Source organism: Chitinophaga sp. W3I9, assembly GCF_050434025.1.
Classification (GTDB): Bacteria; Bacteroidota; Bacteroidia; order Chitinophagales; family Chitinophagaceae; genus Chitinophaga.
Window position 1 is genome coordinate 356,684 of the sequence record NZ_JBNPWC010000001.1, and the last position, 17,714, is coordinate 374,397.

Consider the following 17,714-nt stretch of genomic DNA (forward strand, 5'->3'; position numbering starts at 1 on the left):
ATACTATAGATATTAAAATATAACCAATTGGCTATATCAGATAAAATCACTAAACCTTATAAGTGATATTTTTATATATCAACTTATCATTTATAGAAATACTTCTCAGCACATCACTTATTTTCTTTGCACTATTGCCATCTCCGTAAGGATTCACTATGCCTTTTACGGCAGCACGGTAAACAGGGTTATAAATCGATTCCCGGATGGCTGTTGCAATTTCCACTCTGTTATAGTCAACATAAATTACATTTCCGGCACTAAACCGTTCGCGTTGACGGCTACCAATATTTACAACCGGCAGGCCAATGGAAGGCGCTTCCAATATACCGGAACTTGAATTTCCAATCAGCACAGCGGCATTTCTGAGTAAGTTAATATAATTGACCCGGTCCAGATTTTTAAACAGGTAAAAAATTTCAGGATACTCACCGGCATATTTACCTATCATCTCTATGATGGCGAAGTTCCCTGCATCAGAATTGGGATAATTAATAAAACACTTTATGCCCAGATCAACGACTGCCTCCAACGTTTCCACTATCTGCTTACCCGCATCAGTGGCTTCGGTTATAATTGGGTGCTGTATTAAAACCAAATATGGCTCGTCGCCTGTTTTCAATACCTTTAGCGGCGCAATTTCATTTTTTGGAATCACCGGGCAATGAACAAATTTATCCAATGCAGGATTCCCTGTATTAAAAATCCTGAAGTCATCTTCTCCCAGCAATCTTAATACCTGGGCATGCTGTTCAAGAAAAGTAAAATGGATGTGCGCAAACTTGGAAGTTGCATATCGGACAGCGTTATCGATATTGCCATCATTAGCAATATCGCCACCAGCCAGGTGAGCTACCGGAATACTTAAATACGCAGCTGTCATAGACACGGTAATAGCCTCCTCACGGTCACCAACCACCACAATAATGTCCGGTTGCTCCCGTGCAAAAGCATGAGCCAGGCCCGTAATCTGGGTACCTATTCCTACCACTCTTCCTACTTTATCTTCACTACTAACTAGATTATAGATCCTGTCAGCAATTTCATATCCATCGTTTTCTATATTCTTAACTGTTTTGCCAAATGTCTCGGAAAGATGAGCTCCCGTTACTATTAACTTCAGTTCAATATCATTACAGTTATTTAACTGTTCAAGTACCGGCTGCATAATATCATACTCCGATCTTGCGCCTGTGACAAATAATATTTTACGTTTTTGAATCATTTGCAGTGGGGGTTATTAATAAACATCTGAATCTCCAAGCTGGAACCACCAATTATCTGCGGATTCCACCGTCTGGGAAGCAAAGCTCCGGATTCCGAAATAAGTTACCGGCAGACCGTTGCTAAATCCTAGCTTCTCAAAAGATAAATGCCTGCCATCTTTCAGCGGTATCCAAATATTAAATTTTTCATACTCTTCCGCAGGAAATAATGCTGCAAGATGCTGAAGTACTACTTTTGTAATTCTCTCATTACCTGCGAAGCACCATTCGACAATATCTAATTGCTTTTTCTTACCGGAAAGCTGGAATTCTTTTAGCACCACAAATCCTTCATCCCCGGAAGTGTTTTCCAGAATCACATATTTATTGGAGGGATTATTAATATATCTCCAGTTCAAATATTCCGTGCTTCTCTTCACTTTTACACTGTAGTTATTAAATATTCCTGTGTGCAAATCTTCATGCTGAGTTGTAAACTTAGTAACGATACTAAGCGATGCCGACTTTTTAGCTGTTATAACGGCTACATCGCAAGACATCATTGGTATGGTTGTTATATCTTTCCAGTCCAGATTTTTAATAAATCCTCTATGGGAATTATTGTTAGGAAATCCCCATACTGCCGTCATCCCGTGAATCTGCATCATATCCTTGTATAGTGCCTCAGATAATTGCTGGAATATTCCTAATCCTGTGTACTCCGGATGTGTCATGGTGGTCATGGAAAGACCTGTTAGCTGTTGTTTTCCTGCGACATCCAATAACACGGGGGAAACAGCATAATGACCAATCAGTTTCTGTTCATTCCACATCAATTTTATTGCGTACTTATTACATGGATTATCTTTAAACCGCCAGCGCCAGTATGCTATAGGCATTGGTTTCCCAAAAACCAGTTCGAACAGTTTTATTATCTCATTCTCATCTCCACCTGTATAATCACGGATTTCCATAGTTATCTTATTTAAAGTGTGATCAGTTCATCTGCTTCAAAATCCTTCACGGCTATTTTGCCAATAACATGATCCCATTCCATGGGGCTGATACCATTCCCCGGTCGTTTAACAGTGAGGTTTTTTTCGGAAAACAGTTCCCCTTTCTTTATATCAGCAGCGGCCACAATACTTTTTCTTGCCACCAATTTGTTCTTCTCTTCGATAGCAGTAGGAGCCTTATTTCCTGTACCAAGTGCTTTTTCAATATTCCGGATGGCAGCTACCATCTGCTTCAACTCAGTAGGATCGAGCGAGGCTGCATGATCTGGTCCCTCCATAGTCTTATCCAACGTGAAGTGTTTTTCCACAAGAGTGGCACCTAATGCAACAGCAGCAACAGGCACTTCTATTCCCAGGGTATGATCAGAATATCCAACAGCAATATCAAATTTCTCTTTCATTTGAAGCATAGCTTTAAGATTGATATCTTCAACCGGTGCCGGATATTCGCTGGTACAATGCAGTACAGTAACTTCTTTCGCGGTTTTACCTTCGGCAAATATAACATCCAATGCCGCTGCTACTTCCTCTATCGTGGCCATACCCGTAGAGAGAATAAGCTCCTTAAAACTTTGCGCCATTTTTCTCAGATATGGCAATATTGGTAATTTCTCCTGATGGGATCTTTCCTAACTTAATTCCCATTGACTTGAGTAAATCAATGCTTTCGAGATCAAATGGGGTAGAAAGGAAACTGATATTCTTTTCGTTGCAGTATAAAATAAGCTCGTCATGGGCTTCGGGGGTCAGTTCAAGCTTCTTTAACATACTCACCTGATCTTCGGCCTGTATTCCGGTATTTCTCAGTTGGTAATCCGCTTTACGTGCATGCTTACTGGCTATATTTTCCGCTTTAAATGTTTGAAACTTCACGTAATCAACTCCTGCATCGGAAGCCGCATCGATGAGCGCCTTTGCCAGTTCAATGCTGCCATTGTGATTAACACCTGCTTCTGCAATTATAATCGTACTATTCATGCTCATGCAATTCTTGTAAATGGAACACCTATGTAAGTGCCCGGTTCTTTAATATTTTTATGGACTAATGAGCCGGAACCTATCCTGACATCATTGACAATATTTACACCATGGTTAATTGTTGCACCACTTCCCACAAATACTTCTTCGCCGATTTTACAACTCCCATTCACCAATACACCGGTAGAAATATGACAATGATCACCGATGGTGGAGTCATGCTCAATCACAGCCCTTGTATTGATGATAGCATTGCATCCGATTACTGCTCCCGCATTGATATAAGCTCCATGCATGATGATACTGCCTTTGTTTACAATAGCATATTTTGAAACATGCGACAATGGAGAAATCACAGTGGCTATATTTGCATTATTTGATGACAATAATTGCCACGTCTTTGTTCGTGGCAGTGCTGATTTAATCTGGCCAATGGTTATGAGAAACCAGTAGCCCTGCTTTATCAGTCCGGCAATATCATTGTCATTTCCAATAACCCTGTAACCCAATACCTGCGAATCCAATTTATCCGGAACATCAATAATTCCTTCAATTGTAAAGTTCCCTGATTCCTCAATTACATCGATACATGATTTTGCATGTCCTCCTCCTCCTATTAAAATCAGTGGTTTCCCCATATCATTATTTTTTCCGACAAAGGACTATTTAAGCTGTTAATACTGTATAATTCCTGCGCCCCAGGAATATCCCACACCGAAACCAGCCACCAAAACCTTCATACCTGATTTAATCTTCTTCTGCTCCTCCGCCTGTTTAAGGGCTATGGGAATGGTAGATGAAACCGTATTTCCACAATTGGCCATGCTAACAAAAAACTTCTCTTCCGGGATTCCAAGTTTAAGTCGTAAATGATCAAGCATATACTTGTTGGCCTGGTGAAAAACAAACAGATCAATATCCTCTTGTTCCAGACTATTCTTTTGTAATACCTGTTTCACCATCACCGGCACAGATCTGAGGGTAAACGAAAATATCTCGGCGCCATTCATGAATAAGGTGGTACCAGATAAGCCATTAGGACTGGGAATGGTACCTTCAGAATCCGAAACACGGGGATGGCGCATACCACCTCCTTTCACTATGAGGTTTTCCGCACCGCTACCGTCAGTACCAAAAGTAATGGCCCGTATGTCTGCCCCGTGACCGTTTCTTTTAATGAAAGTTGCACTGGCAGCATCTCCAAAAATAGTTCTTACACTTTTATCGTGATCATGAATATGCTTACTGTATGTTTCTGAAGTTATCAATAAAACGTTCTCCACGTCTCCGGAACAAATTAATCCTTTAGCGAGGCTCAAGCCATATACGTAGCCGGAACAACCAAGATTAAAATCGAGGGCACCTGCCGTGGTTGGAATACCTAAAGCGTGCTGCACAATACAAGCCGTTGTAGGTAAAAAATAATCCGGGCTCTGCGTGCACAGTAAAATAAATTGTATCTCCGAAGGAGTTATTTTATGTTCCTCAAACAACTTGCTTGCTGCCTTAATAGCCATCGACGAAGCAAACTCATCTTTTGCTGCAATCCGACGCTCTATCACACCGGTTTTGGCAGCTATTTTATTTACTGACCAATCAGGAAATAATTCATGAAGGTCATCATTGGTCAATGTTTCCTCCGGTAAATAATATGAAATTGCATCAAGTGTTATCATCTTTAACCTCATATAATTGTTAAACCTCCATCCACAACCAAAGTTGTTCCGGTAATCCATTTGCTGGCAGCTGAAAGCAGAAAGATAGCTGCATTCGCAACATCTTCCGGCTCACCATAATCGCCTAAAGGATACTTCAATTTATCTTCTTTCACGCTCTCGTCAGACACTTGTTTTATCATCTCATGATACATCTCTGTTTTTATCATGCCAGGAGCGATGGTATTAAACCTGATCTTCCGGGAGGCGTATTCCAGCGCCATTACTTTACTTATGCTGTTAAGTGCACTTTTTGAACCGGCATAGGCTCCAAAACCTTTAACTGCAGTATAGACTCCATTCACAGAAGTCAGAAAAACCACCGAGGCGGCTGATTGAATCTTTTTTTTATTCAACAAAAGGCGTGTAAGATTAACAGGAGCCAGGTAATTGGTTTCAGTAATCTGCTTTAACTGATCGAAGTCCAGTATTTTTATTGGAGCAAGCTTCAATATACCAGCTGCATGAACAATTCCATCTAGAGGAGGTATCTTATCAACAGCCGCAGCAATTGCAATTTCATCTGTAATATCTAATGATAACACAACATGGCCGGCCCCATCAAGCAGCTCCTTAACGTTCGTTAGTTTCTCAGCGTTTCTTGCCACTAAAATAACTTTCGCGCCCATCGACGCAATCGAGATCGCAATTTGCTTACCGATACCGGACGATGCTCCGGTAATAAGTATTGTTTTCTCTTGAAGATTAAACGGGGATTCTGGCATCAATCAAACTATTATTATGCAATTACTATATAGTTGAAAACTATCTTCTATTTCGCAATGATATTATACAACTCCTCAACAGTAGCAGCATTCATAATATCATTTCCTGAGATCTGTTTATTATATTCCCTGTCGACCATAGCAATTATAACGAGACTGGTCATTGAATCCCACTCCTCTAATTCACGATAGTTAGTGGCGGCTGTGATTGTGCCTGGCTCAACATCTTCAAGCTGCTGCTCAAATTTTGTAATAAACTCTTGTATTCCCATTTATTAGTATTTAATATAATTATCTAACACTGCTTGGCAGATTAACGACTCTTTCTTCCAGCCATAAAGCATTTGTGAGATCTGTAGATTGGCATGCAGCATACATCTGCAATTTATTCATCAATCTCCAGATTGGCCTTGTCATTACCTTCTGCTCGTTCGTTTCTTTAAGAAACAAATGCTGGGCCGTATGATCCGGCAAAATGATTGCATTTAACCAGTAATTAGCCTTTGTGTTCTCAATTTCCCTTACAAACTTTATGTCCGTTCCCGTAAAGAATTCAGCATATAAATCAGCGAGTTCCCGTTTGTTCTGCAACATCATTTCCAGTTGTTCCAGCTGTGCACAGGCCAAAGCTGCATTAAGATTCGACATTCGGTAGTTATAGCCTACCTCATCGTGTACAAACTCCCAGGCATGGGGCTGCTTTGCTGTTGTGGATAAATGCTTCGCATGCAATGCTATGGATTCATCATCAGTAACAATTGCTCCTCCCGCACCACAGGTTACGGTTTTATTGCCATTAAAACTGAAGGTGCCTATTTTTCCGATTGTACCTGTATGCTTGCCATTATAATAGCTACCGAGTGACTCCGCAGCATCTTCAACCAAAGCAATATTGTATTTCCTGCAAATATTTGAAATATCCTGGATCCTCAATGGAAACCCAAAAGTGTGCATCGGCACGCACGCTGCGATCCGCTTCCCGGATACTTTGTTGATGCAATTTCCGCTACTATCAATATAAGTGTGATCGTGTAAAAACTGTTCCAGGCTTATTGGCGACATCCCCATTGTATCCCTGTCCACATCTACAAATACAGGTATTCCACCTGCGTGAACAATGGCATTGGCCGTAGCTACAAATGTAAGCGGCTGCGTAATCACCTCATCTCCATTTTTCACACCAGCCAGCAAAAGTGCCAGATGCAGGGCTGTTGTGCCATTTACGGTAGCAACAGCATATTTTGCGCCTGTAATCTCAGTCATCATCTTCTCAAACTGCGTAACATAAGCACCTACAGAGGAAACAAAAGTGGAATCTATTGTATCTAAAACATACTTTTTCTCGTTACCTGTAAAACGGGGAGCATGTAATGGTATAAAAGTATCTTGCTGGTTAAAAACTGTCCTGATGAAATTTATAATGGGCTCAAAATCCATAACCATTCTTTAAATGTTGTATATGTTTGCCTTATAGCTACTGAGGTTACCAGGGATAGAAAACCATTCGATCGTTTCTTTTAGCCCTTCTTCCAATGTATACTTTTGCTTCCAGGCTGTATGCTGACTAATCTTCTCTCTGGATCCATACAAGCGAAACACTTCACTTTTTTCAGGTCTCAATCTGTTTTCATCCTGAACGATTCTTGCAGCTGGATTCAGGAGTTTCACCAGATTGGCAGCAAGATCACCGATGCTCACTTCAGATTGAGTTGCAATATTACAATCCTGTCCGATCAGGGAATCCGCTTTAGCAATCTCAATAAATCCATTTGCGGTATCTTTCACGTATAAAAGATCCCTGGTAGGCGTAAGGTCTCCCAGACTTATTTCAGTTTTACCATTTAGTAATTGTGAAATAATAGTTGGTATTACTGCCCTCGCCGATTGCCGCGGCCCAAAAGTATTGAAGGGTCTTACAATTGTTACCGGTAAATTAAAGCTCCTGTAAAACGATTCTGCAATACAGTCAGCACCAATCTTTGAGGCGGAATACGGTGATTGCGGCTGCCTCGGATGCTTTTCATCAATAGGAATATATTGGGCAGTACCATATACCTCCGAGGTAGAGGTGACAAGTACCCTCTCTATATTGAGATCTTTAGCCGCCTGTATAATATTTAATGTTCCTTTGATGTTCGTATCAATATAAGAGTCAGGAGAATGATAACTAAAGGGAATTGCAATTAATGCCGCCAGGTGAAACACCACATCAATGTCTTTCATGGCGGTTCTTACACCGTTAGGATCCCGGATATCTCCTGAAAATATTTCGAGTTGGGACAGCTGATCCTGCGATAATGTATCGAGCCAACCCCAACTATTAAAAGAGTTATAATATACAAAAGCCTTCACTTTACAACCCTCTTCTAGTAAACGTTCTGTCAAATGACTTCCTATAAAGCCATCTGCACCTGTTATTAAAACCCTTTTATTCTTTAGTTCCATGATTATTCTAAATTATTTCCTGATTTCAATCCACTCTGAATAGTATAATTATGCCAGTATATCTTTGAGTACCTTCCTCAGCGTAAGAAAAATAACAATGAAGAAACCACCCATCAAACCTCCAATAATCACACCCTTCGTTTTTCCCAGTTTTTCTTTTTTCAACGGCAGAATGGGCGTATCAATAACCTGGATGATCGGAGTTTCCTGCGCCATAGCAATTTTACCTAACTCAAGATTTTTGACAACTTCACCATACATTGTTTCAAGTACCATTTTATCTCTACTCGCCAGTTGTGTATTTATACTCGCTACCTGACGGGCCGGATTCATATTAATATCCTGGGCAAGTGCTACGGAATACGTTTTCCGATTCAACATTTTTTCCAACGAATCCGCTTCTGCCTGTAAACGGTCAACATTCGTTTTGGACCGCTGTGTCCTTGTGTCAATATAAAAATTGGTTGCCTCAGTCATTAAACGCTCTGTGAATGCTTTCGCGAAAAGCTCATCTCTGGTTGTACTCCTGACTACAATAAAGTTAAGTTTCTTGTCAACCTTTTCTACTTTCAATACCGACTTTCCAATTGACTCCTGCAATGTTTGCAGAATACTGTCCTGAAGCAGGGAAAATCGTCTTCTATCGCCACCCGGTGGGAAAGAAATGCCTTTCAACGAAGGTTTGGCGGCCCACCCTAAACGAAGCTCATTAAAATCTATATATCTCTCAGCGAGCGTTTGCTTTTTACCATTTATCATCACAGTAGAAAGCAAAGCCTTTTCAATCATTAACCTTGACTTAAGAAAAGTCATGATATTATCACCCTGAAAAACACCATTACTCCCCGAACCACCAAGATCAATCCCAAACTGGCTGGCAAGTCCGGCATAAGCTCCTAACGGACTGCCGCTATTGTCCTCCACAACGAAGGTAAGTTCAGCGACGTATTTGGTTTTTAAAATAAACGATAATATTAATCCCGTAGCTCCACCTAAAATACCAAACAGCAAAATAATATACCAGTTCTTAAGGAAGTATTTCCACCAAATGCCCAATTTTATAACAAGTTCTCTGACAGAAATTTCATCATTATTTTTATCACTAACATTCGTATTTATATTAGAAATCTCCATTTGGTTATATTTAATTGCAATTCCTGTTTTTTATACGGTGTTTATTTAACTCTTGTCAGGATTGTAACAATTATTAATGCAATGGACGCAATACCACTACTTAGTCCAACTACTTCCTGTCCTGATAAACCTTTCCTCTCTCTCTTGCTCGGAACATATACTTCTGCACCTGGCTTTACTTTGGGATACTTATTAAAGAAGAATATCTTCCTGGTACTTTTTACTTCCCCATTTGCGTATACAACGTAACTTCTTCTTTTCAAAGCCGCCGATGTATACCCACCTGCTCCTCTTATATAATCCCTAAATGCATAAGCTTTATCGAAACGAATTTTCTTCGGAAAATAAATCTCTCCAAATAATTGAACAGTTTGTAATTTTTTAGGAATTTTTAATACATCCCCCTCTTCTAACAGAATATCATATTTCGATCCCGGCTTCTTTATGATATCTGCCAGATTAATCCCTAATAGTTGATACTTCCGCTCCATCATACTCTTAACGCTATTAATACTTGAGCTGTCTTCCAGCTTATTGTAGAATAAAGCAAGCTTGTTCGTAAGCAGAGCCGAATCTGAACCATTTATGTAGGTTTTACGCAACAATACCGCTCCTTCAGGAAAAGCTTCTGGCTTAAGGCCTCCAGATCTCTCAATAAGATTAGAAATATGTTCTCCTTTATTAACAATGGAATATTGTCCTGGATAAACTACTTCTCCATCAATTAAAATATTAGCCTGCTCACTGTAAACCGGAGATTTACGAATACTAACCTCGTCAAACGGCTCCAGTAATACTTGTTCACCCGCAATAGCATTCAAATCTGCATTGATATCAAATTGTTTAATGATAGCCTTTGCACTGTCCTTGCCATTGTAATCACCCTTCCTGATTCTCCTTGATATTTCTACACGTTTCAATGATGCTGCATCCCTGAGCCCTCCGGATAACAAAATCAGATCTTCCAGCCGCATACTATCAGCATAAGGAAACGCCCCTGGTTTGTTAACCTCACCTCCTATTGATACAAAATATTGCTGTCTCAGATCTAGCTTAGAGAATACAATTACACTGTCTTCTTTCTTAATAGGAATGCTGGATTTACCACTGACAATATCCTGTACATTAAAGCTAATGATAGCTGGCGTAAAGTCATCCTGCAAACGCCGTATAATACCTCTGTTCAAAGAAGCCTCTTCTCTTATGCCATCTGCTTTTTTAATCAAATCGGCCACCGTCATTCCTGGCTCCAAACCATAATTTCCCGGATGAAAAACAGCACCGCTGATAGTCACGCGGTTACTAAACCGGTTCAAAATAGAATCTACAAAAAACTGATCTCCCGACTTGAGCTTAAACGTGGCAATCTGATCAGCAGGGACATTGATGACCTCTCTTTCCTTATTATTAATGCGATACCCTGTTATGTTCTCCTTAAACGAACCATCCGTATATCCGCCCGCATAATCCAGTATATTCTGCAATGTCTCATTTTCCTTTGCCTCAAAAATTGCGGGCCGCTTAACTTCCCCGACTAATTCAACACGGGTCTTATACGGATTCACTTTCACAATATCCTGATCCTGTAACACAATGTTATTGGTGAGATCACCTTGCGTAAGAAAATCATACAAATCAAATGTTGCAGCTACATGACCATTACGGATCACCTGAATACTTCGAAAGGAACCATTTTCATCCGGACCTCCCGACACATACAAGGCATTGGCTACAGTAGCCAATGACGGCAAGGTGTACGTTCCCGGCCGCTGAATCTCACCTATAAGCAACACCCTTATACTACGAATGTTACCCAGTGATACCTGTACAAAGGTTTTACCACTGGAAATAGTAGAGTATATTGTAGACAACTGCTTTGTTATTCTGTTCTTAGCCTCATCCATTGTCAGGCCATTCACATATACCGGTCCCAGATTAGGAACACGGATATACCCCTCCGAAGTGACCGTCAATTTATACTGCACCTCAGAGTAGCCATACACATCTATCATTACCTGATCATCTGCAGCTAGTCTGTAATTAGAGGGAGTTGGTATTCTCAGGTTAGGTTCAAAAGTCAGATTCTTATTTGTAAACAATTCAGCGCCAAATATCTTCTTTCGTTTAATTTCCGACGGACTCGCATTTTGCCTGAATAAATCAACCTGAGTGGTATCCGAATCATTGAATGACCTTCCTGAATATTGCGTGTCCTGCTGAAAAATCTCACCGCTTTTCTTTTTTTCCAGTGATTTATCCAGTCCCATTGCCTGTATCCTCGTTTTCAATTTCGCCGCCTCGGCCGGAGGCACCCCTTTCTGCTCCGCATACGAGTCAATATCATCCATAGACATATTATTCTGTTTCATCTCAGCAACGATACGCCTGATCTGATCATCTGATAAATTATCTACGTTTACTTGTTTTATCTGAGCTGGGGACGGTACCTGTGCCATTACACAAAACCCTACAAACAGGAACAGTTGGACCAACAGTATTTTTCTTAACATGTATAATAGGATCTAAAACTTTCTCGAATACCTTTTTTGGAAACAATCTTATCCGGCGCCGGCCAAATAAGGTGCAAATCTATTAAAAATAACATATAAATGTTAGTTCCTAACACTTTTAACCTGAAAACCTTATGTGCTGTCTGATATACGTTTAAACATCTTCCCGGGTGTTGGGCACACCCCGCTGCAAATATGCATCCAAATATCACCTATCTATTAATTTTAAGTTATTTATAATATGTAAATATTGTTAATACAATAAATCAAATCCTTTTCCCTCTCTTTTACGTTAATGCATATAGAGAGTCACCTGTATTTACCTGTTTGAGAAAATTTGGATCACTACTTAAACTACCAGCTGTTTTACCGATCTAAATATTAGGCATAAGACAAATTGCTTGATAATCAATAAAATATAACGGAAAAATCATGTATTAACCGCCCCGCGGTATCCTTTGAAAACTATTTACCCTGTTTTCTTGTTTAAATTAGTTAAGGCAAAACTTAAACATTATGTCGTCTGTTGAATTTAACACCTTGCTTGTCGGAAACGCTGATTTCCTGAAACCCTTTGCTTTTACCCTCACCAAAGATGCCGAACAGGCAAAAGATCTTTACCAGGAAACGCTTTTCAGAGCCCTGTCCAACCGGGAAAAATACCTGGAAGGCACAAACATCCGCGCCTGGCTATTCACCATCATGCGGAATATCTTTATAAATCATTACCGGAAAAAATTAAAACATCGCACCGTCGCAGAACCAAGTGCCAGTGAATTCTTTATAAACCATCATGAGAACATCGTCAGCAATAAAGCGGCCTCTAACTTACAGATGAAAGATATCCATGTGGCAGTTTACCATCTGCCGGGCATCTTCAAAAAACCCTTTATGCTTTACTACGAGGGTTACAAATATTTCGAGATTGCAAATATGCTGCAAGAACCATTGGGCACCATTAAAAGCAGAATACATTTCGCCCGCAAAATTCTCAAATCACAGGTTCCAAGACAATAATCCCTTACCCTTACCGAAAATCCCACACGCATCCGTCCGGCCCAAACGCCGGATAAGCATTGCTATGAACGGGGATAACCGTACACCAGGCGCAGGTAATGCTCCTTGAGGTGCGACTGGAAATAAAAAGCAGTAATCATAATAATAGCAGCTGCACAGAGAAATGCAGGATGAGGCCAGCAATAATAACCTGCCAGGCACAATACCAGGTAACGCGCATACTCCAGGTAAAACACCCATTTCTTCTGCTCCATAATAGCGCCGCAGTTAATCAGCGTAAGCAGGATGAGCAGCGCTACACATACCTGTATAAATACCGGCACATAGTGCTCCAGCAACAGAAAGGAAAACAATACAACCAATGTGGCCACAATTTGCCACAAAACATAATTAAACAGTTTAGGCGCCTCCGTGATATGGGGATTACGCAGCAGGAACTTTTCCTCCAGGATCTTCCGCGCCCCCGGATCTACATTGTCCGGTTTACCAAAAACCACGCGCAGCTTATTCCGCCAGCCCTTGGCCTCCCGGGCAGAATACAACATCTCCAGGATAAAATGGAAATGCTGCCACAAAAAACTATTGCTTTCCAGTGGCTTGGTTAAACCATACACCGGCTCTTCTTCTTCTTTTACAAAAGTGCCAAATAACTTATCCCATATTATAAATACATCACCATAATTTTTATCAAGATACTGGGGGTTACTCGCGTGATGCACCCGGTGATGCGAAGGCGTTACCAATATATATTCCAGTATCCCCAACTTCCCAATGGTACGCGTGTGAATAAAAAATGGATACAGTCCATGCACCAGGAGCATACTGGTAATCATAGCCGGAGGAAAACCGATTACAGGAAGTATAGCCCAGAAACCCGTACGTATGAACGCCTGGAACACTGTAATCCGCGCAGATACCGTATAATTAAACTCTTCACTCTGGTGATGCACCACATGCGCGCACCAGAACACGGTAACTTCATGCGCCAACCGGTGATACCAGTACCAGATAAAATCTGTACAGATCAACAACGCCACCCATAACAACACACTGGATTTAATATCAAAAATGGCAAAATGACGATACAAGTAGTCGTATACAAAATAAAAAAGCCCTACTGTAAAAGTATCCAGTAAGCGTTCCGCAATACCCACACTCAAGTTGGTAATAGAATCATTAAACTTGAAATAAGTCTTTCCGTTTTTTCGCGCCACCAGGTATTCTAACCCAATAAAAGTCAGGAAAAAAGGAACTGCCAATGCCAGGTAGTTTAAATGCACTTGATATAATTTTAAATCCGGAAATCCAAATAGTAAGACATAGGCTAATACACGGTGCCAGCCCATGCATAGGTTTAACTGGTAAAACTGGTGGTGGTAAATTACCACAATGATAAGGAATAAAATTTAATTATCCTACTATTTTAATAGACTAATAAAAACGAAAGGCGGAAACAACTTTCGTCGTTATCCGCCTTCGCTTCATTGCATATATTTTTATCAGTCCTCCGGAGGTCCGCCATCAGCCATCCTTACCACCTTCGGTACAAACCGGCCAATTACTTCCACCAGCGCTGTTTGCGCCGCCATCACCGTATCAATATTCTTATACGCACCCGGCGCCTCATCCAAACCACCTCCAATCAGTGTTACACCATGTTCCTGCAATTGTTGCCTTAACACCTGTTCAGTGATAGATGACTTTGCCCGTGTACGCGACATGAGCCTTCCGGCGCCATGCGATGCAGATTGTAAACTTTCCTCTTCACCCTTTCCACGCACAATAAATCCGGGCGCTGTCATGGATCCCGGGATTACACCCAGTACTCCTTTACCTGCCGGCGTAGCCCCTTTCCGGTGCACAATCACCTCTTTTCCCCGGTATATTTCTTTCCAGGCAAAATTATGATGATTCTCCACCCTCGCCAGCAAAGTGGCGCCCGTAGCGGCAATCAACCGCTTATGAATCAGGTGGTGACAGGCAGACGCATAGTCACCCGCCAGGTTCATCGCCAGCCAATACTCCTGCCCTTCCGCTGTATCCAGGTCCAGGTAAGCCAGGTGCTTTGCCTGCTCCGGCAACGGGCAGATCTCTTTGGCAAGCTGGGTGTAGTGCCCCGCTATCTGCGCACCCATTCCACGTGAACCGGAGTGCGACAGCAATGCCACATACTCACCAGGCGCCAGCTGCCATTCATTCTCCGGATCCGTAATTGTGGCAATTCCCCATTCCACGAAATGGTTACCGGATCCGGAGGTTCCAAGCTGCCCCGCCGCTTTATCAAACAGGTTTCTGACAAACTTTATCTCCTTAAATTCACTTCTCTCCAGCACCGGGTCCGCCTCCCGCTTTTTCCACTCTGCGCCGGCTCCGAATTTTGTGAAAGTCATCAGCTGCTTAGCATACGATGTTTCATTCATTAACAACGTTTGCACCGGCAAATCCAATACACTCAAACACATACGGCAACCAATATCCACGCCCACTCCATACGGTATCACTGCATTATCCGCCGCCAACACACCACCTATCGGTAACCCGTATCCCTGGTGGGCATCAGGCATCAACGAACCGGCAACGGCAACGGGCAAACGAACCGCGTTATTTAATTGCTTCACCGCGCCCTCCTCTATATAGGACTCCCCGTAAACGGAATAAGGTACCGGCGTTTCACGCAAGGCAATCACCGCCGGCGCTGCTGGCACCAGTAGTTCACGGGCTATTTCGCCCAGTGCCGCATCCTCTGCATAGGCAGCAGGATCCGCCAATACCTTGGTTAATAATTCAATTGCTGCTTCTTCCGTTAAGTGTCCATAATGTTGTTCTATAACATTCATGGCTATACGGAAAACAGGAGTTTGGGGGTAACCTATCTCCAGTAATTTTTTACCATTGATTTTTAAACTTGACATAAAGGGTTAATTTATTCGTACCATTCTTCCTGCAACAGCTGCTGCAGGGTAAATTGCTTAAATTGATATTTCTTCTTATACTCCGGTAACCATTTTCTCCGGCTGGATTGCTGGCTCCTCGTAAGGCTCCATATCCTGTGTTCCAATTGATGCTGCTTCAGAAAGTCATCCAACCGGTCCATCTCTGATTGCAGTTCGGGCGCTGCTACCCGCTGTTTGGTGATCATATTGGGGCGTACCTGCAACACAAATCGCCAGGGTTCTTTTACAACAAAATACTTTATCTGATCAATACCGTTCTTACAATAACGGACCCGTTCTTCAAAACAGTTGATCTCTTTTGGGGAGAGTTTCATCTTCTTAAAATGATAAGCCACCGGTTGCAGTAAATGTTGCTCCCTCAGCACATGTATCTTCCTTCCTCTCTGTCGCTTCTTTACTTTAAAATCTTTCCGGTGACTATAATCATACGTATTGATCTTTTTCAACAGCTCCTGGAAAAACTCACCATCGCGGCTCCTGGCCACATCTTCCCGTAAAACAAAGTACCGCTTGTAACCTTTCATTACCGGCGGATCCAGCTCCGTATAACCACGTTGATTCCATGCCTGCCGCAATTCCTTCCGCCTTCTGCTGTATTGCAATAACTGCTTGTCGTATTGTTTAAGCGCATCGCGCTTCCTGCGCCTGCACGTTCTTATCCGTGAGGCTGCCATATAATTTTCGATTTCCTGATTGTCCATCATCAGTCATTAAATGTTCAATATTGTTTACTCCGCTGATATATATGGACAATTGATTTTTTTTCATTTTTATTAATTTTTCAAGATGAATAAATACTATTTACGCGATCTCTTCCAGCATTTCCCGCCTGAACCCGATCACATGTTGTTTTGTTTCAAAAGAGGGTTCATGCTGATTAGCAATTTCTGCAATAGTCATTGCCTTATTGATCACCGTATCAAAACCCATGTGCTTTGATAATGCCTGTGCCTTAGCCACCGGCAGCCGTTTGAACTCGTACTTTGCAATCAGTCTGCCTTTACGCAGCAACGCATTGTCGATAGCGGATAAGTCGCTGTTGAAAGAACAAACCAGCTGTATATTCAAACAATCTGCCAATAATCCATCCGACAGGTTCAACAAATTTGAAACAGATGAGTTACCGGAAAACTTACGATCCATAATTACATTTTCAGCATCTTCAATGATCACTACACAATTAGGATTATCGATCAGCAGTTCCATGAACTCAGGATTCATAATGTTGTTTGCCAGGTCCGGCGAAACAAAAAGCACCCGCTTCTTTATCCGGCCAATCAGGTAACGCAGATAAGTAGTTTTACCTGTTCCCGGCAAGCCATGCAGCAATACGATCCCCTTGTCTTTATCCTTCTTCAGCCGCTGCTGGATTACCTTGTCTATCTCTTTAAAATCATCTTCATAAAACATACTTATATCCAGCTTGGTACGTTTTATTTCCAGGCTTTTCAGCTCCAGTCCTTTACGTCCGCTGGTGATCAGGTTAATTTCATGCGGTTCCCTGCGTTGCTTTTCTTTATATCGTGTAACCGTTTCCGTTACCTCTGATACAAAGGCAGGAATAGCACCATTATGCAATATCTCGCACCACGATTGCCAGAACGCTACCACGCTGTTATTACTTAATACAAACAGCGTTTGATTATGCTTATACTTTTTCTTCTTGTTGTCATAATCGGTATAGCGGTGCGTATGAACAATAATACTTTCATATTTCTTGGCAAAGGCTGCGGCGGCTTTATCACCATCTACTTCGTAAATGTTATTGATATCGGGGATAGCACTAAAATGAACGGTATACACTCCCTTCGGATCAAAATGTTCACCATCTGTGATATCTATATTATTATTAACTATCTGCTTCATAGCTGCTTGTTCTCTTTAATGTGATGTTGTCCTGATGATAAAGATTTCCCGGGACCAGGCCGGGCCCGGGTAAATCGTATTTATCATGGGGTAAATTACAGGTTATCCTTCTGATAACCTGATGATAAGGGGTTAAAAATGCAAACAGA

17 protein-coding genes are annotated in these 17,714 nt (G+C 41.5%); 1 reads left to right on the forward strand and 16 read right to left on the reverse strand.

What is annotated here, in order from left to right; genetic code table 11:
• Positions 1 to 49 precede the first annotated feature (49 nt).
• The 12 genes from neuC to QFZ51_RS01635 are packed head-to-tail and all read right to left on the reverse strand — an operon-like array spanning position 50 to position 11,728.
• Positions 50 to 1,225 carry a UDP-N-acetylglucosamine 2-epimerase gene (gene neuC, locus QFZ51_RS01580; protein WP_429042517.1) on the reverse strand — a complete coding sequence of 392 codons (1,176 nt, stop codon included), beginning with the start codon at positions 1,223 to 1,225 and terminating at the stop codon, positions 50 to 52.
• Positions 1,226 to 1,240: 15 nt separating this feature from the next.
• Positions 1,241 to 2,179, reverse strand: coding sequence for a GNAT family N-acetyltransferase (locus QFZ51_RS01585; protein ID WP_429042520.1), 939 nt, complete (start codon positions 2,177 to 2,179; stop codon positions 1,241 to 1,243).
• Between the two features lie 11 nt (positions 2,180 to 2,190).
• Positions 2,191 to 2,802 carry an N-acetylneuraminate synthase family protein gene (locus tag QFZ51_RS01590; RefSeq protein WP_429042521.1) on the reverse strand — a complete coding sequence of 204 codons (612 nt, stop codon included), beginning with the start codon at positions 2,800 to 2,802 and terminating at the stop codon, positions 2,191 to 2,193.
• The gene (locus tag QFZ51_RS01595; protein ID WP_429042523.1) at positions 2,786 to 3,199 is read right to left on the reverse strand and encodes an N-acetylneuraminate synthase family protein; all 414 of its coding nucleotides are present in this window, start codon (positions 3,197 to 3,199) and stop codon (positions 2,786 to 2,788) included. The genes QFZ51_RS01590 and QFZ51_RS01595 overlap by 17 nt, the downstream gene beginning before the upstream one ends.
• 2 nt (positions 3,200 to 3,201) lie before the next feature.
• Positions 3,202 to 3,837, reverse strand: a complete 636-nt coding sequence (locus QFZ51_RS01600) for an acetyltransferase (RefSeq protein WP_429042526.1) — start codon at positions 3,835 to 3,837, stop codon at positions 3,202 to 3,204.
• 36 nt (positions 3,838 to 3,873) lie between these two features.
• Positions 3,874 to 4,875 (reverse strand): 3-oxoacyl-ACP synthase III family protein, encoded by a 1,002-nt coding sequence (locus tag QFZ51_RS01605; protein WP_429042528.1) that lies wholly within the window; start codon positions 4,873 to 4,875, stop codon positions 3,874 to 3,876.
• 8 nt (positions 4,876 to 4,883) lie between these two features.
• A complete protein-coding gene (locus QFZ51_RS01610; protein ID WP_429042531.1) occupies positions 4,884 to 5,639 on the reverse strand; it encodes an SDR family NAD(P)-dependent oxidoreductase in 756 nt (251 codons plus the stop codon).
• Positions 5,640 to 5,686: 47 nt separating this feature from the next.
• Positions 5,687 to 5,911 carry an acyl carrier protein gene (locus tag QFZ51_RS01615; RefSeq protein WP_370908565.1) on the reverse strand — a complete coding sequence of 75 codons (225 nt, stop codon included), beginning with the start codon at positions 5,909 to 5,911 and terminating at the stop codon, positions 5,687 to 5,689.
• 19 nt (positions 5,912 to 5,930) lie between these two features.
• Positions 5,931 to 7,076 carry a LegC family aminotransferase gene (locus QFZ51_RS01620; protein WP_429042534.1) on the reverse strand — a complete coding sequence of 382 codons (1,146 nt, stop codon included), beginning with the start codon at positions 7,074 to 7,076 and terminating at the stop codon, positions 5,931 to 5,933.
• A gap of 9 nt (positions 7,077 to 7,085) precedes the next feature.
• A complete protein-coding gene (locus QFZ51_RS01625) occupies positions 7,086 to 8,084 on the reverse strand; it encodes an NAD-dependent 4,6-dehydratase LegB (RefSeq protein WP_429042536.1) in 999 nt (332 codons plus the stop codon).
• Positions 8,085 to 8,132: 48 nt separating this feature from the next.
• Entirely contained in the window at positions 8,133 to 9,218 is a 1,086-nt protein-coding gene (locus QFZ51_RS01630; protein ID WP_370908568.1) for a lipopolysaccharide biosynthesis protein, read from the reverse strand.
• Positions 9,219 to 9,259: 41 nt separating this feature from the next.
• Positions 9,260 to 11,728: an SLBB domain-containing protein gene (locus QFZ51_RS01635; RefSeq protein WP_429042540.1), complete on the reverse strand. Its 2,469-nt coding sequence runs from the start codon at positions 11,726 to 11,728 to the stop codon at positions 9,260 to 9,262.
• A 516-nt stretch (positions 11,729 to 12,244) separates the two neighbouring features.
• Here QFZ51_RS01635 and QFZ51_RS01640 point away from each other — a divergent pair.
• Positions 12,245 to 12,745: an RNA polymerase sigma factor gene (locus tag QFZ51_RS01640; protein ID WP_370908570.1), complete on the forward strand. Its 501-nt coding sequence runs from the start codon at positions 12,245 to 12,247 to the stop codon at positions 12,743 to 12,745.
• Positions 12,746 to 12,807: 62 nt separating this feature from the next.
• Here QFZ51_RS01640 and QFZ51_RS01645 read toward each other — a convergent pair whose 3' ends face one another.
• The 4 genes from QFZ51_RS01645 to QFZ51_RS01660 all read right to left on the reverse strand — a co-directional run bounded on the left by QFZ51_RS01645 (position 12,808) and on the right by QFZ51_RS01660 (position 17,565).
• A complete protein-coding gene (locus tag QFZ51_RS01645; RefSeq protein WP_429042543.1) occupies positions 12,808 to 14,025 on the reverse strand; it encodes a sterol desaturase family protein in 1,218 nt (405 codons plus the stop codon).
• A gap of 219 nt (positions 14,026 to 14,244) precedes the next feature.
• Complete coding sequence (locus tag QFZ51_RS01650) at positions 14,245 to 15,657, reverse strand: RtcB family protein (protein ID WP_429042545.1); 1,413 nt, start codon at positions 15,655 to 15,657, stop codon at positions 14,245 to 14,247.
• Between the two features lie 11 nt (positions 15,658 to 15,668).
• A complete protein-coding gene (locus QFZ51_RS01655) occupies positions 15,669 to 16,373 on the reverse strand; it encodes a hypothetical protein (RefSeq protein ID WP_429042547.1) in 705 nt (234 codons plus the stop codon).
• A gap of 127 nt (positions 16,374 to 16,500) precedes the next feature.
• Entirely contained in the window at positions 16,501 to 17,565 is a 1,065-nt protein-coding gene (locus QFZ51_RS01660) for an AAA family ATPase (protein WP_429042550.1), read from the reverse strand.
• Between the last annotated feature and the right edge of the window lie 149 nt (positions 17,566 to 17,714).

Coding starts and splice junctions, on each gene's coding strand:
- neuC (WP_429042517.1), bottom strand. CDS start 1,225: ATGATTCAAAAACGTAAAATATTATTTGTCACAGGCGCAAGATCGGAG.
- QFZ51_RS01585 (WP_429042520.1), bottom strand. CDS start 2,179: ATGGAAATCCGTGATTATACAGGTGGAGATGAGAATGAGATAATAAAA.
- QFZ51_RS01590 (WP_429042521.1), bottom strand. CDS start 2,802: ATGGCGCAAAGTTTTAAGGAGCTTATTCTCTCTACGGGTATGGCCACG.
- QFZ51_RS01595 (WP_429042523.1), bottom strand. CDS start 3,199: ATGAATAGTACGATTATAATTGCAGAAGCAGGTGTTAATCACAATGGC.
- QFZ51_RS01600 (WP_429042526.1), bottom strand. CDS start 3,837: ATGGGGAAACCACTGATTTTAATAGGAGGAGGAGGACATGCAAAATCA.
- QFZ51_RS01605 (WP_429042528.1), bottom strand. CDS start 4,875: ATGATAACACTTGATGCAATTTCATATTATTTACCGGAGGAAACATTG.
- QFZ51_RS01610 (WP_429042531.1), bottom strand. CDS start 5,639: ATGCCAGAATCCCCGTTTAATCTTCAAGAGAAAACAATACTTATTACC.
- QFZ51_RS01615 (WP_370908565.1), bottom strand. CDS start 5,911: ATGGGAATACAAGAGTTTATTACAAAATTTGAGCAGCAGCTTGAAGAT.
- QFZ51_RS01620 (WP_429042534.1), bottom strand. CDS start 7,076: ATGGATTTTGAGCCCATTATAAATTTCATCAGGACAGTTTTTAACCAG.
- QFZ51_RS01625 (WP_429042536.1), bottom strand. CDS start 8,084: ATGGAACTAAAGAATAAAAGGGTTTTAATAACAGGTGCAGATGGCTTT.
- QFZ51_RS01630 (WP_370908568.1), bottom strand. CDS start 9,218: ATGGAGATTTCTAATATAAATACGAATGTTAGTGATAAAAATAATGAT.
- QFZ51_RS01635 (WP_429042540.1), bottom strand. CDS start 11,728: ATGTTAAGAAAAATACTGTTGGTCCAACTGTTCCTGTTTGTAGGGTTT.
- QFZ51_RS01640 (WP_370908570.1), top strand. CDS start 12,245: ATGTCGTCTGTTGAATTTAACACCTTGCTTGTCGGAAACGCTGATTTC.
- QFZ51_RS01650 (WP_429042545.1), bottom strand. CDS start 15,657: ATGTCAAGTTTAAAAATCAATGGTAAAAAATTACTGGAGATAGGTTAC.
- QFZ51_RS01655 (WP_429042547.1), bottom strand. CDS start 16,373: ATGGCAGCCTCACGGATAAGAACGTGCAGGCGCAGGAAGCGCGATGCG.
- QFZ51_RS01660 (WP_429042550.1), bottom strand. CDS start 17,565: ATGAAGCAGATAGTTAATAATAATATAGATATCACAGATGGTGAACAT.